This window comes from Klebsiella sp. C349492, from assembly GCF_042055345.1.
GTDB lineage: Bacteria > Pseudomonadota > Gammaproteobacteria > Enterobacterales > Enterobacteriaceae > Klebsiella > Klebsiella scottii.
This window is the reverse complement of sequence record NZ_JANQCE010000006.1, coordinates 1-13,538: the sequence shown is the minus strand read 5'-3', so window position 1 is coordinate 13,538 and position 13,538 is coordinate 1. Positions and strand designations below refer to the sequence as shown.

General features: G+C 54.4%; 13 protein-coding genes and 1 other annotated feature. Of the genes, 6 read left to right on the top strand and 7 right to left on the bottom strand.

Annotation, left to right across the window (positions count from 1 at the left end; translation table 11 throughout):
• From NWP14_RS20040 to NWP14_RS20030, 3 genes are read right to left on the bottom strand one after another with little or no spacing between them, the layout of a single operon-like run.
• Nucleotides 1–483: an OmpA family protein gene (locus tag NWP14_RS20040; protein ID WP_095105662.1), complete on the bottom strand. Its 483-nt coding sequence runs from the start codon at nucleotides 481–483 to the stop codon at nucleotides 1–3.
• An 11-nt stretch (nucleotides 484–494) separates the two neighbouring features.
• Nucleotides 495–1,718 carry a diguanylate cyclase DgcN gene (dgcN, locus tag NWP14_RS20035; RefSeq protein WP_095105660.1) on the bottom strand — a complete coding sequence of 408 codons (1,224 nt, stop codon included), beginning with the start codon at nucleotides 1,716–1,718 and terminating at the stop codon, nucleotides 495–497.
• Nucleotides 1,711–2,220 (bottom strand): YfiR family protein, encoded by a 510-nt coding sequence (locus tag NWP14_RS20030; RefSeq protein WP_095105687.1) that lies wholly within the window; start codon nucleotides 2,218–2,220, stop codon nucleotides 1,711–1,713. The genes dgcN and NWP14_RS20030 overlap by 8 nt, the downstream gene beginning before the upstream one ends.
• A 348-nt stretch (nucleotides 2,221–2,568) precedes the next feature.
• On the opposite strand from NWP14_RS20030, the gene aroF reads away from it, so the two are divergent.
• From aroF to NWP14_RS20015, 3 genes are all read left to right on the top strand, one after another.
• Nucleotides 2,569–3,639: a 3-deoxy-7-phosphoheptulonate synthase AroF gene (gene aroF, locus NWP14_RS20025; protein ID WP_095105658.1), complete on the top strand. Its 1,071-nt coding sequence runs from the start codon at nucleotides 2,569–2,571 to the stop codon at nucleotides 3,637–3,639.
• 9 nt (nucleotides 3,640–3,648) lie between these two features.
• Nucleotides 3,649–4,770, top strand: a complete 1,122-nt coding sequence (tyrA, locus tag NWP14_RS20020; RefSeq protein WP_375215860.1) for a bifunctional chorismate mutase/prephenate dehydrogenase — start codon at nucleotides 3,649–3,651, stop codon at nucleotides 4,768–4,770.
• Between the two features lie 66 nt (nucleotides 4,771–4,836).
• On the top strand, nucleotides 4,837–5,709 hold the full coding sequence (locus tag NWP14_RS20015) for an SMP-30/gluconolactonase/LRE family protein (RefSeq protein WP_095105686.1): 873 nt from the start codon (nucleotides 4,837–4,839) through the stop codon (nucleotides 5,707–5,709).
• On the opposite strand, the gene pheA is transcribed toward NWP14_RS20015, so the two are convergent.
• The 4 genes from pheA to bamD all read right to left on the bottom strand — a co-directional run bounded on the left by pheA (nucleotide 5,706) and on the right by bamD (nucleotide 8,548).
• Nucleotides 5,706–6,866, bottom strand: coding sequence for a bifunctional chorismate mutase/prephenate dehydratase (gene pheA, locus NWP14_RS20010; RefSeq protein WP_095105654.1), 1,161 nt, complete (start codon nucleotides 6,864–6,866; stop codon nucleotides 5,706–5,708). The genes NWP14_RS20015 and pheA overlap by 4 nt on opposite strands.
• A gap of 90 nt (nucleotides 6,867–6,956) precedes the next feature.
• Nucleotides 6,957–7,081: a sequence feature (Phe leader region), on the bottom strand.
• Nucleotides 7,033–7,080, bottom strand: coding sequence for a pheA operon leader peptide PheL (gene pheL / locus NWP14_RS20005; protein ID WP_121497579.1), 48 nt, complete (start codon nucleotides 7,078–7,080; stop codon nucleotides 7,033–7,035). Its footprint overlaps the feature before it by 48 nt.
• Before the next feature lie 121 nt (nucleotides 7,082–7,202).
• Entirely contained in the window at nucleotides 7,203–7,538 is a 336-nt protein-coding gene (gene raiA / locus NWP14_RS20000) for a ribosome-associated translation inhibitor RaiA (RefSeq protein ID WP_045855684.1), read from the bottom strand.
• Between the two features lie 272 nt (nucleotides 7,539–7,810).
• Complete coding sequence (gene bamD, locus NWP14_RS19995) at nucleotides 7,811–8,548, bottom strand: outer membrane protein assembly factor BamD (protein ID WP_095105652.1); 738 nt, start codon at nucleotides 8,546–8,548, stop codon at nucleotides 7,811–7,813.
• Nucleotides 8,549–8,679: 131 nt separating this feature from the next.
• On the opposite strand from bamD, the gene rluD reads away from it, so the two are divergent.
• The 3 genes from rluD (at nucleotide 8,680) to clpB (ending at nucleotide 13,090) form a co-directional block, all read left to right on the top strand.
• Nucleotides 8,680–9,660 carry a 23S rRNA pseudouridine(1911/1915/1917) synthase RluD gene (rluD, locus tag NWP14_RS19990; RefSeq protein WP_095105650.1) on the top strand — a complete coding sequence of 327 codons (981 nt, stop codon included), beginning with the start codon at nucleotides 8,680–8,682 and terminating at the stop codon, nucleotides 9,658–9,660.
• A complete protein-coding gene (gene yfiH / locus NWP14_RS19985; protein WP_375215859.1) occupies nucleotides 9,657–10,388 on the top strand; it encodes a purine nucleoside phosphorylase YfiH in 732 nt (243 codons plus the stop codon). The genes rluD and yfiH overlap by 4 nt, the downstream gene beginning before the upstream one ends.
• Before the next feature lie 128 nt (nucleotides 10,389–10,516).
• A complete protein-coding gene (clpB, locus tag NWP14_RS19980; RefSeq protein ID WP_095105646.1) occupies nucleotides 10,517–13,090 on the top strand; it encodes an ATP-dependent chaperone ClpB in 2,574 nt (857 codons plus the stop codon).
• Nucleotides 13,091–13,538: the final 448 nt, after the last annotated feature.

Genomic DNA, 13,538 nt, shown 5'->3' with positions numbered 1-13,538 from the left:
CTAAGGCGTGCTGATAACAACCGTAACCCGGCGGTTTTCGGCACGTCCTTTTGCCGTATCGTTACTGACAATAGGATATTTTTTGCCCAGTCCGCGGGTCGTTAAATTGCCGCGCGGGATGCCGGCGCCTTCCGCCCAGGCGTCCGCGACGCTGTTTGCTCGTTTCAGCGACAGCATCTCGTTGTAGCCATCTTCGCCATAGTTATCCGTATGACCATCTAAACGACTGTGCATAATCCCGGTTGAGGCGAGGCGGGAAGCCATGCTGTGAATTTGCTGCCGGCTATCAGCGCGCAGGTGGTAGTCGTTTTTATCAAACAGGATGGAGTCAGATAGGCCGAGGGACCAGTCGCCGTTACTTTCCGTAAAGCCATAGGATTTCATCGCCGCAACCTGCTGCTGAGAGAATTTTCCTTGCGGAGCCTGACAGCCGGTGAGAAAAACCGCGGCCAGCAGGGCGGGAGCAAAATATTTCCTGAGCATGATGATTCCTTTTATTTTTGTACTTGCTGCAAACGTTGATTTTTCATCCGATACATATTTTGATCGGCAAACTCTTGCAGATTTTCGGCAGAAGTATGCTCCCACGCCAGCGCGTAACCAATACTGAGCGACAGGGTAGCGGTATGGCCGTTGTGCAGATTGAACGGCTGGAGAAACTGTGCCGAGAGTAAAGCGCACTGCGCCTGGACTTCGGCCTCTGTGTGAACGTTGCGCAGCAGAATCGCAAATTCGTCGCCGCCTAGTCGCCACGCCTGATGCTCGGTGCCGGCAAACGTCATCAGCCGGCTGGCTACTTCGATTAAGACCTTATCGCCCGTCGCGTGCCCCCAGTTATCGTTGATGAGCTTGAAGTTGTCGCCATCAAGGAACAGGAGCGCGGAGCTACGGTGGGTAACGTCGTCGTTCATGAGTTTGTTGATGACGTTGCGAAACGCCGCGCGGTTGGCAAGCCCGGTCAGCGGATCGTGCAGAGAGCTGCGCAGGAGCTGGGCGTTTTTGGCCTGTAGCTGCCGCTGCCAGTCCTCCATCTCGCCGAGCAGGCTATTAAAGTCCTGGGCGAAAAGATGAAACTCTTCAATGTGCTCTTCGGGAACGCGACGCGAGAAGTGACGGTTTTCCCGGATATCGTGCACCACTTCGGTAATGCTCTGCAGCGCGGTGACGATGCCGCGGTGCAGAGAGTGGGTCAGCAGCAGGGCGATAAAGGACGCCAGCAGGATGCTGCTGGTCAGGACGATAATCGAAATGCCGAGGAAGTGGCTTATCAACCGGTCCAGCGCCGTCAGGCGAAGCTCGCCGATAATTTTCCCTTCATGCCAGATGGGCTGCGTGGTCGGCAGTGGGAAAAGCCACCTGCTGATAAGGCCGCTGAGTTTTTCCTGGCTTACCAGATCGTGGTTATGCCAGAGGGCAAAATGCTTTTTCTGGCTATCAAGCACCAGCGCTTCGGAAAACTGTCCCTGCTTCCCCAGCGTCGCCAGCGTATCTTCTGCCGCCGCGCTATCGCCAAACACCAGCGCTGCTTCAAGACTGCGGCTCATCGTCGCGGCAGTCAGCTCCAGATTCTTCTGCGCGTATTGTTTCAGCGTGAATACGGAGGCGGTGCTGAGCAGCAGCCAGACCAGAGTCATCGATATGATTACGCTTATCATGCTGATACGGCGTAACGCTCTTTTGAAGGTGGGGCGCGGGCCCTGAGGATAATCCTTATTCATGTGCGTTTTTCCGGGCAAGCATCAGTACATCTGGATTGACCCGCACACCGCTGTGCGTCAGGACATCAAGATTAACGGAGAATTTGACCCTGTCGTCATTGATGATCAGGCAAAAAGCACTGCCAATAGCGCAATCGGTATTCTGTTCCGCAATAAGTAATAGGGGCCTTGGCCGGTATTTAGAGGTGAATTCGGACTGCTGTAACGGCGATTCGCTGCCAAAATAAAAACCATCACAAACCGTATTCAACGCTTCTTCTGTACTGTGAACAACCACCGGCTGGTAGGGTAAAGCCTCAGGCGATTGCTGGGTCAGGCTGTGGGTATAGCGTGACGTAGAGAAAATACACAGTCTGGGCGGGGCGGATAGTTCTGGCCAGCGGGTATACGTCACGATCCCCGAAACAATGGCTCGCACATTTGTCGACTGCCCGGCGGCAAAAGCGGGATAGCTCACGATGAATAACAAAGAAATCAAAAAAAGACGGTGCAACTGTTTCATTAACGGATCCGTCTGGTTCGTCATAGTACGTGAATTGCAGTGCGCTGATGCCTGGCCGAAGGATAGCATTGTTGGTGAAAACCGTCATTAGCCGTCGCCCGTGCAATGCGTTAATTTTGGCCAGGATTTTTCGTAAAGAAAAGGCGGCCCGGTGGATAATTTTTTGGCGGCTAATGTGGGTGGTGTTAATTTAACTTTACGATTAGTGGTGGGTTAAAGGCCATTTATTTTGCTAGTGTAACGTAAAATTTACGGAATATGGATTGAAATATTTACTTTGTGTGGTATCGTTACGTCCTCCTCTGTGAGGAAAACACTATCGCAAACGAGCTACACAGGATCGCAATCATGCAAAAAGACGCGCTGAATAACGTACATATTACCGATGAACAGGTTTTACTGACCCCGGACCAGCTGAAAGCTGAGTTTCCCCTGAATATCGAGCAGGAAGCGCAAATCGCGCAGTCTCGCCAGACAATTTCTGAGATCATTGCCGGCCGCGATCCGCGTCTGCTGGTCGTCTGCGGTCCTTGCTCAATTCACGATCCGGAAGCGGCAATTGAGTACGCTCATCGTTTTAAAGCACTTGCCGCTGAGGTCAGCGATAGCCTCTACCTGGTAATGCGCGTCTATTTTGAAAAACCCCGTACCACCGTCGGTTGGAAAGGGCTGATTAACGATCCGCACATGGATGGCTCGTTTGATGTTGAAGGCGGTCTGAAGATTGCGCGTCGACTGCTGGTTGAGCTGGTAAATATGGGGCTGCCGCTGGCGACCGAAGCGCTGGACCCAAACAGCCCGCAGTACCTTGGCGATCTGTTCAGCTGGTCCGCGATCGGCGCACGTACCACCGAATCCCAGACGCACCGCGAAATGGCATCCGGCCTGTCGATGCCGGTCGGCTTTAAAAATGGTACCGACGGTAGCCTGGCGACGGCGATTAACGCCATGCGTGCCGCAGCGATGCCGCACCGCTTTGTTGGGATTAACCAGGCGGGTCAGGTCTGCCTGCTGCAAACCCAGGGCAACCCGGATGGTCACGTCATTCTGCGCGGCGGTAAAGCGCCAAACTACGGCCCGGAAGATGTTGAGCAATGCGAAAAAGAGATGACTCAGGCGGGACTGAAACCGTCGCTGATGGTAGATTGCAGTCATGGTAATTCCAATAAAGACTACCGCCGTCAGCCAGCGGTGGCAGAATCCGTCGTCGCGCAGATCAAGGATGGCAACCGTTCCATTATTGGTCTGATGATTGAGAGTAATATCCACGAAGGTAACCAGTCCTCTGAGCAGCCGCGTTGTGATATGAAATACGGCGTATCCGTCACCGATGCTTGCATCAGTTGGGAAACCACCGATGCGTTGCTCCGCGAACTTGATAAGGATCTGCGCGGCCATCTGGCGGCTCGTCTGGCGTAAGAGGATTGTATGGTTGCTGAACTGACCGCGTTGCGCGATCAAATTGATGAAGTTGATAAGGCGCTGCTGGGCCTGCTGGCCAGGCGCCTGGAGCTGGTGGCGGAAGTTGGCGAGGTCAAGAGCAAATACGGCCTGCCTATTTACGTCCCGGAACGGGAGGCGGCGATGCTGGCCTCCCGTCGCGAAGAGGCGGCCGCGCTTGGCGTGCCGCCGGATCTGATTGAAGACGTGCTGCGCCGAGTGATGCGCGAGTCCTATTCCAGCGAAAACGACAAAGGCTTTAAAACGCTCTGCCCGAACCTGCGCCCGGTGGTGATTGTCGGCGGCGGCGGGCAGATGGGGCGCCTGTTCGAGAAAATGCTGACGCTTTCTGGCTACCAGGTACGTATTCTGGAGAAAGAAGACTGGCCGCGGGCGACGGAGATTGTCGCCGACGCCGGGATGGTGATCGTCAGCGTACCCATTCACGCAACGGTTGAAACGATTGCCCGGCTTCCTTCGCTGCCGGCAGACTGCATTTTGGTTGACCTGGCGTCAGTTAAAGCGGAACCGCTGCAGGCGATGCTGGCGGCGCATAATGGCCCGGTGCTGGGCCTGCATCCGATGTTCGGCCCGGACAGCGGCAGCCTCGCTAAGCAGGTGGTAGTCTACTGCGACGGCCGTCAGCCGGAAGCCTATCAGTGGTTCCTTGAGCAAATTCAGGTTTGGGGCGCTCGTCTGCACCGTATCAGCGCCGTCGAGCACGATCAGAATATGGCGTTTATTCAGGCTCTGCGCCACTTTGCGACCTTTGCCTACGGCCTGCACCTGGCGGAGGAGAACGTTCGCCTGGAGCAGCTGCTGGCGCTGTCATCACCGATCTACCGGCTTGAGCTGGCGATGGTGGGTCGGCTGTTTGCCCAGGATCCGCAGCTTTACGCCGACATTATTATGTCGTCGGAGAGTAACCTGGCGCTGATTAAGCGCTACTACCAGCGTTTTGGTGAGGCGATTGGCCTGCTGGAGCAGGGGGATAAACAGGCGTTTATCGAGAGCTTCCGCAAAGTTGAGCACTGGTTTGGCGATTATGCCCAGCGCTTCCAGAGCGAAAGCCGCACGCTGCTCCGCCAGGCGAATGATAATCGGCAGTAGCTGAAAACCGTATATAATCAAAGCCAGAGGGGCAACCCGCTGGCTTTTTTTATAGGGATGAAAACGATGGCTGAACCGCAACCGCTGTTTGATTACGCCGGACACCTGCCGGAATGCCCGACCTGGAACGACGCTGAGCAAGCCTTGTACTGGGCCGATATTATGGAGTGCGAAATTCACCGCTACGACGTCCGCAGCGGGGAGCATCAGGTCCTGCAATTTCCTGAAGAGGTCGGCTGCTTTGCTCTGCGCGAGAAGGGCGGCTTTATCGTGGCGCTGCGTAGCGCTATCTGGTTAACCGATGCGCACGGCCTGCTGCGGCGTAAAATCTGCGATAACCCAAGCAACCCGCAGTTGGCTCGTTTTAATGACGGCGGGACGGATCGCGACGGACGCTTTTACGCCGGAACCTTCTGGGCGCCGGGAGATTATAACGGTGCGCTGCTGGTGCGTATCGATAGCGATCTTACCCCGCGGGTCATCCAGTGCGATATCCACGGCGCTAACGGCCTGGCCTTTAGCGAGGATCGGCGCTGGATGTATACCTCGGATACGCCGAACGCCGTTATCTACCGTACGCCGCTGGATAATCAGGGCGAGCCGGGCACGCGCGAGGTTTTCCGTCGCTTTCAGCCGGGGGAAGGCATTCCTGACGGCGCGGCTATCGATGTGGAAGGGTGCTACTGGAGCGCGATGTTTGACGGCTGGCGTATAGCGCGCTTCTCGCCAACCGGTGAACAGCTGGCCGAGTATCGTCTGCCGGTACGCTGCCCGACGATGGTCTGTTTTGGCGGTGCGGATATGCGTACGCTGTTTATCACCACTACCCGGGAAAATATGGCTGCGGATGAAGTTGAGAAATACCCGCTCTCCGGGGCTATCTTCACCCTGCCGGTTGCGGTGGCAGGGATGAAGAAGCGGGCCTTTATCGAGCGTTAGATTGGCTCAACGGGAACCACGTTTTCGCCAGGATAGCAGCCCAGAACTTTCATTGACCGGGTGATCTCCGCCAGCTCCTTGAGCGCCTTGCGCATGGGGATTGATTCCAGGTTCGCCTGGATATCCAGATAAAACATCTCTTCCCACGGATTGCCGTAGATTGGGCGCGACTCCAGCTTGGTCATGATCAGGTTGTGGTTGCGCAGTACCAGCAGCGCTTCGACCAGCGCACCCGCCTGCTGGCCGGTCGCAATGAGCAGGGTGGTTTTTGCCGGAACCTGATCGGAAACATTCACCGCTTTGCGCGCCAGTACCAGGAAGCGGGTGATATTTTGCGTTTGGTTTGCCTCGCAGTGTTCAAGCACCTGCAGTCCGTACAGCGCACCGCCGGCTTCGCTGCCCAGCGCCGCGATGGTTGGCGATTTGGCCTGCGCGACCTTCTCCATCGCCGCCGAGGTACTTTCGGTATATTCGATTTTCCAGTGCGGGTAGCGGCTTAGATACTGGCTACACTGCTGGAACGGCTGCGGATGGCTGTAGACGGTGGTAATTTGCTGCGGATCGGTAGAGGCGGCAACCAGAACGCAGTGATCGATAGGGATCGTTAGTTCGCCAACGATCGACAGACTGGTGTGCTGCAGCAGATCGTAGACGTCGTTGATCCCGCCAGAGCTGGTATTTTCGATTGGCACTACCGCGTAGTCAGCCTGACCGGTCTCAACCTGGTTGAAGATATCGGCAAACCTGGCGCAGCCGCTTTCGATGAACTGTTCAAAATGGCGGGCCGCGTATTGTCGTGCGGCAAGGTGAGAGTATGACCCTTTTGGCCCCAGAAAAGCCACGCGTGCTGAATGTGGGTTGATCTTATTCAGATGCTGCTGCAGCAGGGTTTGCTGGGTGAGAACGGAATCCTCGATGATCAGCTGGAACAGCCGGGTGATGTAGTGCGCATCCAGATGGTGGGCTTTACCCAGCGTCATCAGGCGGTCCAGCAGGTCACGCTCACGGTCGATATCGCGTACCGGGCGATGCGACGCCAGCTTTGCCTTCCCGACTTCGACAGCCAGCCCACGGCGTTCTGCCAGCAGCGCGAGCAGCTTTTCATCCAGGGCGCTTATCTTATCGCGCAGGGCCAGTAATGGGTTTTCCTCGGTCATATGTGTTGCCTTTCTTGTTATTGGTGTAGATACCCTAAATCGTTCGAGCTACCGACGGCGCGCGTGCAACCTGAAAAATAGCGGGCATAAATAAAAAAGGCCTCCCTGGTGGGAGGCCTTGTAGTTCGTCTTCGCATTCTTTATCACACGACGAATTGCCTCCCGGTTAGGGGAAGGTAAAAAAGAATGCGAAGAAGAACGGCAGTAGTTTCAAGATAAATTCCTTTAATCGGCTGGGATTACAGTACCCGGACTGTTTTCATCCTGTCAATAAAAAACGCGCCCGAAGGCGCGTGGCGTTACACAATATTAAGTTAAGGACAGTAAAGTTCAGGATTACTCTTCTTCTTCCACAAAGCCTGCCTCTTTCACCGATGTTGCGGCGCGGCGGGCTTCCCCTTTGTGTTGCACTTTGTTCAGCTGCCGTTCCAGCTTGTTGATTAATTCGTTGATCGCGGCGTACATATCTTCACTTCTCGCGCTGGCAACCAGATGACCATTTGGCGTATTGATGGTTGCGTCAGCGACAAAACCTTGCGGCTCCTTGGAGAGAATGATGTGCGGGTTGATTAAGTGGGTTTGCCATTTATCCAATTTGGCGAGACGGTCTGCGACATGCTGGCGAATAGCCGGAGTAATTTCCATTTGTTTACTGGTAATGTTCATTGTCATAAATTTTACCTCTTGTCTTTCCCGTCTTGGTGAACTCAGCATACCTCGCCCAATGTCAAAATGCGTGATTTAAATCACATTTTAATGTCACTTTTTGTCAACAAATGCAATTTGTGAGGCAGGGCAGGAACGGGGGAGATTTTACTTGTCGAACCGCGGAAAGAGAGTCATATTTGATGGGATGACCTGACGCTAAAACGCTTCAGCTTATAAGTCAGATGAATAAAAAAACGGCAGCCCTGGAGCTGCCGTTTTGCTTACATCAAAAGCGATCAGGTATTTTTACTGTTAGCCGCGATAATTTTGGCCACCTTATCTGCCTGCGCATTCATTTGCATCTGGCGATAGGCGTTTTCCATTTTCGGCAATGCATCGCGGGTAGCCTGCGCATCAGGATAGCTGCGCAGCATGCCATCAACGCGGTTTACGACGGCAACCCACGCGCCGCGGTCGGTATAGTAATCAACCACCGACAGTTCGTACTTCGCCAGACGATCCTTCAGGAACACCATACGTTTGTAGGCGTCGGTCGAATACTGGCTGTTCGGATAGCCGCGCACCAGCTTCGAGAAGTCATTGAAGGCATCGCGTGCGTGCTGGGGGTCGCGATCGGAGCGATCGACACCGAAGAATCCTTGCAGCGCACTATCATCCAGAGCCATATTTGTCAGACCACGCATATAAATGACGTAATCAATGTTAGGATGGGTCGGGTTCAGACGAACAAAGCGGTCGATGGCCGCCTGAGCTAACGGCAGATCGGCATTTTTGTAGTACGCATAAATCAGGTCCAGCTGTACCTGTTGGGAATAAGGGCCGAACGGATAGCGATTATCCAACGCTTCCAGTTGCGTTATCGCCTGTTTCCAGTTACCGTCCTGCAGTTTTTGCTGGGCAGTCGCGTAGATTTCATTCGGCGGATTATCAGGCACCTCTTCCTTTGAGCCGGAGCAACCCACCAAAGCCAGGCTCAGTGTGGCAGCTGCCACCAGGTATTTCATGCGCGTCATGACGTTTTGACTTCCTCAAAATGTTTATGCGGGAGAATCTCTGTTCCTGCTCCCGATTAAGACCAGCTACAATAGCACACTATATTATACGGCAAAGCCGTAAAACCCAACGTTAAACGAAGAAGCTGTATATGGCACAACGAGTACAACTCACCGCAACGGTGTCCGAAAATCAACTCGGGCAACGCTTAGATCAGGCTTTGGCCGAAATGTTCCCGGATTATTCGCGTTCGCGCATAAAAGAATGGATCCTTGACCAGCGAGTGCTGGTAAACGGCACTGTCAGCGACAAGCCGAAAGAAAAAGTTTTAGGGGGAGAAAGCGTCTCTATCGATGTTGAAATCGAAGAAGATGTGCGCTTCGAACCGCAGGATATTCCGCTCAATATCGTCTACGAGGATGACGACATCCTCGTGATCAATAAACCGCGCGGCCTGGTCGTCCATCCAGGAGCGGGCAATCCTGACGGTACTGTGCTGAATGCGCTGCTGCACTACTATCCGGCGATTGCCGATGTTCCGCGTGCGGGCATTGTCCACAGACTGGATAAGGACACCACCGGCCTGATGGTTGTGGCGAAAACTATCCCGGCGCAAACGCGTCTGGTGGAATCACTGCAGCTGCGCGAAATTACCCGCGAATACGAAGCGGTAGCGATTGGTCACATGACGTCTGGCGGTACGGTAGAAGAACCGATTAGTCGTCACCCGACCAAGCGTACGCATATGGCGGTGCACCCGATGGGTAAACCGGCGGTAACGCATTACCGCATTATGGAGCATTTCCGTATTCATACGCGCCTGCGCCTGCGTCTGGAAACCGGTCGTACTCACCAGATCCGCGTACACATGGCGCATATCACCCATCCGCTGGTCGGCGATCAGGTATACGGCGGCCGTCCACGTCCGCCGAAAGGGGCGTCAGAGGAGTTCATTACCGCACTGCGCCAGTTCGATCGTCAGGCTCTGCACGCCACCATGCTGCGTCTGTATCACCCGGTTAGCGGTATTGAGATGGAATGGCATGCGCCGATCCCTCAGGATATGGTTGAGCTGATCGATGCCATGCGCGCCGATTATGAAGAGCATAAGGATCGTATTGACTGGCTATGACTAAACTGATTGTACCGCAGTGGCCAATGCCGGAAAGCGTGGCGGCCTGTAGCTCCACGCGCGTTGGCGGCGTGAGCCTGCCTCCGTATGGCTCGCTCAATCTGGGCGCCCATTGCGGAGACAATCTGCCGGACGTTGAGGAAAACCGCCGGCGGATGTTTGCCGCAGGCGGGCTCCCCGCGTATCCGGTGTGGCTCGAACAGGTTCACGGTACTGCGGTGCTGAAACTCGACGGCGGGCCGTATGCGTCAAAACGCGCGGATGCGTCATACTGTAATACGCCGGGCACCGTTTGCGCCGTGATGACCGCTGACTGCCTGCCGGTGCTTTTTTGCAACCGTGCCGGTACCGAAGTGGCGGCGGCTCACGCTGGCTGGCGCGGATTATGCGACGGCGTGCTGGAGGAAACGGTCGCCTGCTTCGCTGATAAGCCGGAGAATATCCTGGCGTGGCTCGGTCCGGCTATCGGCCCCGACGCTTTTGAAGTCGGCGCGGAAGTTCGTGAAGCCTTTATGAGCAAAGACGCGAAGGCCGACAGCGCTTTTCGTCCGGCTGGTGAGAAATACTTTGCCAATATCTATCAGCTGGCTCGCCAGCGCCTGGCTAACGTCGGCGTGGAGCAAATCTTCGGCGGCGATCGCTGCACGCTAAGCGAAAAGGATGATTTTTTCTCTTATCGTCGCGACAGGACGACGGGTCGTATGGCTAGTTTTATCTGGCTGATATAACCTGGTGTATCAAGACGGTCCGGAAGGCAGACTTATTTTTCGCATAGTTCAGGTCTTTAACCTTGAATAATTGAGGGATGACCTCATTTAATCTCCAGTAGCAAATTTGACCTGTTATGGGAGGAGTTATGCGTCTGGACCGTCTTACCAATAAATTCCAGCTTGCTCTTGCCGATGCCCAGTCGCTCGCGTTAGGGCACGACAACCAATTCATCGAACCTCTTCATCTAATGAGCGCCTTGCTTAATCAGGAAGGGGGATCGGTACGTCCTTTATTAACTTCTGCGGGCATTAACGCCGGCGAGTTAAGCACCAGTATTACTCAGGCCTTGAGCCGTTTACCACAGGTGGAAGGCACCGGCGGCGACGTGCAGCCGTCCCAGGATTTGGTGCGTATTCTGAACCTTTGCGACAAGCTGGCGCAAAAGCGGAAGGACAACTTTATTTCGTCGGAACTGTTCGTTCTGGCGGCGCTTGAATCACGCGGTACGCTAACCGATCTTTTGAAATCCGCCGGTGCAACAACCGCCAATGTGACTCAGGCGATTGAACAAATGCGTGGAGGTGAAAGCGTGAACGATCAGGGTGCCGAAGACCAACGTCAGGCATTGAAAAAATTTACAGTCGATCTGACCGAGCGTGCTGAACAGGGCAAGCTGGATCCGGTCATTGGTCGTGATGAAGAGATTCGCCGTACTATTCAGGTACTGCAGCGGCGAACTAAAAATAACCCGGTGCTTATCGGTGAGCCTGGCGTCGGTAAAACGGCCATTGTTGAAGGTCTGGCGCAGCGCATCGTCAATGGCGAAGTGCCGGAAGGGCTAAAAGGCCGCCGGGTACTGGCGCTGGATATGGGCGCGCTGGTGGCTGGAGCCAAGTATCGCGGCGAGTTTGAAGAGCGTCTGAAAGGCGTGCTGAACGATCTCTCGAAGCAGGAAGGCAACGTCATTCTGTTTATCGATGAGCTGCACACTATGGTCGGGGCGGGGAAAGCGGACGGCGCGATGGATGCAGGCAATATGCTGAAGCCCGCGCTGGCGCGCGGTGAACTGCACTGCGTCGGCGCGACCACTCTTGATGAGTATCGGCAATATATTGAAAAAGATGCAGCCCTGGAGCGGCGCTTCCAGAAAGTCTTCGTGGCCGAACCTTCGGTGGAAGACACCATTGCGATTCTGCGCGGCTTAAAAGAGCGCTATGAGCTGCATCACCATGTGCAGATCACCGATCCGGCTATCGTCGCGGCCGCAACCTTGTCGCATCGCTACATTGCCGACCGACAGCTGCCGGACAAAGCGATTGACCTGATTGATGAAGCCGCTTCAAGTATTCGTATGCAGATTGACTCGAAGCCGGAAGAGCTCGACCGACTCGACAGACGTATTATTCAGCTCAAGCTGGAGCAGCAGGCGCTGAAGAAAGAAGCCGACGAGGCAAGCCTGAAGCGTCTGGATATGCTGAATGAAGAGCTGGCGGATAAAGAGCGTCAGTATTCCGTATTAGAAGAAGAGTGGAAGGCGGAAAAAGCGTCGCTCTCCGGAACCCAGACGATTAAAGCTGAGCTGGAACAGGCAAAAATTGCCATCGAGCAGGCGCGACGCGTCGGCGACCTGGCCCGGATGTCTGAACTGCAGTACGGCAAAATCCCGGAGCTGGAAAAACAGCTGGCAGCGGCTACGCAGTCTGAAGGTAAAACGATGCGTCTGTTGCGTAATAAAGTGACGGATGCGGAAATTGCGGAAGTGCTGGCGCGCTGGACCGGTATTCCGGTAGCGCGAATGATGGAAGGCGAGCGTGAAAAACTGCTGCGTATGGAGCAGGAGCTGCATAGCCGGGTGATTGGTCAGAACGAGGCGGTTGAAGCGGTATCGAACGCGATTCGCCGTAGCCGTGCCGGCTTGTCCGACCCTAACCGTCCTATCGGCTCGTTCCTGTTCCTTGGGCCGACCGGTGTCGGTAAAACCGAGCTGTGTAAAACGCTGGCGAATTTTATGTTCGATAGCGATGACGCGATGGTGCGTATCGATATGTCCGAGTTTATGGAGAAACACTCCGTCTCGCGGCTGGTGGGTGCGCCTCCAGGATACGTCGGTTATGAAGAGGGCGGCTATCTGACGGAAGCCGTGCGCCGTCGTCCTTATTCGGTGATTTTGCTGGATGAGGTCGAAAAAGCGCATCCTGATGTGTTCAACATTCTGCTGCAGGTGCTGGATGACGGGCGTTTGACGGACGGGCAGGGGAGAACGGTCGATTTCCGTAATACGGTCGTCATTATGACCTCTAACCTTGGCTCCGACCTGATTCAGGAACGGTTTGGTGAGCTGGATTATAGTCATATGAAAGATGTGATTATGGGCGTTGTCAGCCAAAGCTTCCGTCCGGAATTCATCAACCGTATAGATGAGGTCGTGGTATTCCACCCGCTGGGTGAAAAACACATTGCCTCTATTGCTCAGATCCAGCTGCAGCGTCTGTACAAGCGTCTGGAAGAGCGCGGCTATGAAGTGCGCATGTCCGATGAGGCGCTGAAGCTGCTGAGTGCGAACGGTTACGATCCGGTGTATGGCGCGCGGCCGTTAAAAAGAGCCATCCAGCAGCAGATCGAAAACCCGCTGGCGCAGCAAATCCTTTCCGGTGAACTTATTCCCGGTAAAGAAGTGCAACTGGTGGTGAAAGATGATCGGATTGTGGCAGTGCAGTAAATCACAAAACGACAAAAACGGGCCCAATGGGCTCGTTTTTGTTTAAAAACCAGGCAAGAATTAAAGTCCGAGCGTGGTTTTGTGTGAAAAGTAATCGAACGCATCATTTTTTTGAATTTATACTTGTCACCTCAGAATTACCGCCTATAATGCGCCTCCACTGACACGGAACAACGGCCAACACGCCGCCGGGTCAGCAGGCTTAAACGCTGAATATCAGCCGCGAAAGCCGACGGAGAAAAGCAAAATAAACGCTTGACTCTGAATGAGGAAAACGTAATATACGGGACCTCGCGACAGAGCGCTAAAGCGCGTCGCCATTGCTCTTTAACAATTTATCAGACAATCTGTGTGGGCACTCAAAGTGACATGGATTCTTAACGTCCTCGGACGAAAAATGAATACCAAGTCTCTGAGTGAACATACGTAATTCATTACGAAGTTTAAT

What these genes read in the sequence shown, in the direction of transcription:
- tyrA (WP_375215860.1), top strand. Translation starts at nt 3,649, where the DNA reads ATGGTTGCTGAACTGACCGCGTTGCGCGATCAAATTGATGAAGTTGAT.
- aroF (WP_095105658.1), top strand. Translation starts at nt 2,569, where the DNA reads ATGCAAAAAGACGCGCTGAATAACGTACATATTACCGATGAACAGGTT.
- bamD (WP_095105652.1), bottom strand. Translation starts at nt 8,548, where the DNA reads ATGACGCGCATGAAATACCTGGTGGCAGCTGCCACACTGAGCCTGGCT.
- clpB (WP_095105646.1), top strand. Translation starts at nt 10,517, where the DNA reads ATGCGTCTGGACCGTCTTACCAATAAATTCCAGCTTGCTCTTGCCGAT.
- dgcN (WP_095105660.1), bottom strand. Translation starts at nt 1,718, where the DNA reads ATGAATAAGGATTATCCTCAGGGCCCGCGCCCCACCTTCAAAAGAGCG.
- NWP14_RS20015 (WP_095105686.1), top strand. Translation starts at nt 4,837, where the DNA reads ATGGCTGAACCGCAACCGCTGTTTGATTACGCCGGACACCTGCCGGAA.
- NWP14_RS20030 (WP_095105687.1), bottom strand. Translation starts at nt 2,220, where the DNA reads ATGAAACAGTTGCACCGTCTTTTTTTGATTTCTTTGTTATTCATCGTG.
- pheA (WP_095105654.1), bottom strand. Translation starts at nt 6,866, where the DNA reads ATGACCGAGGAAAACCCATTACTGGCCCTGCGCGATAAGATAAGCGCC.
- raiA (WP_045855684.1), bottom strand. Translation starts at nt 7,538, where the DNA reads ATGACAATGAACATTACCAGTAAACAAATGGAAATTACTCCGGCTATT.
- NWP14_RS20040 (WP_095105662.1), bottom strand. Translation starts at nt 483, where the DNA reads ATGCTCAGGAAATATTTTGCTCCCGCCCTGCTGGCCGCGGTTTTTCTC.
- yfiH (WP_375215859.1), top strand. Translation starts at nt 9,657, where the DNA reads ATGACTAAACTGATTGTACCGCAGTGGCCAATGCCGGAAAGCGTGGCG.
- rluD (WP_095105650.1), top strand. Translation starts at nt 8,680, where the DNA reads ATGGCACAACGAGTACAACTCACCGCAACGGTGTCCGAAAATCAACTC.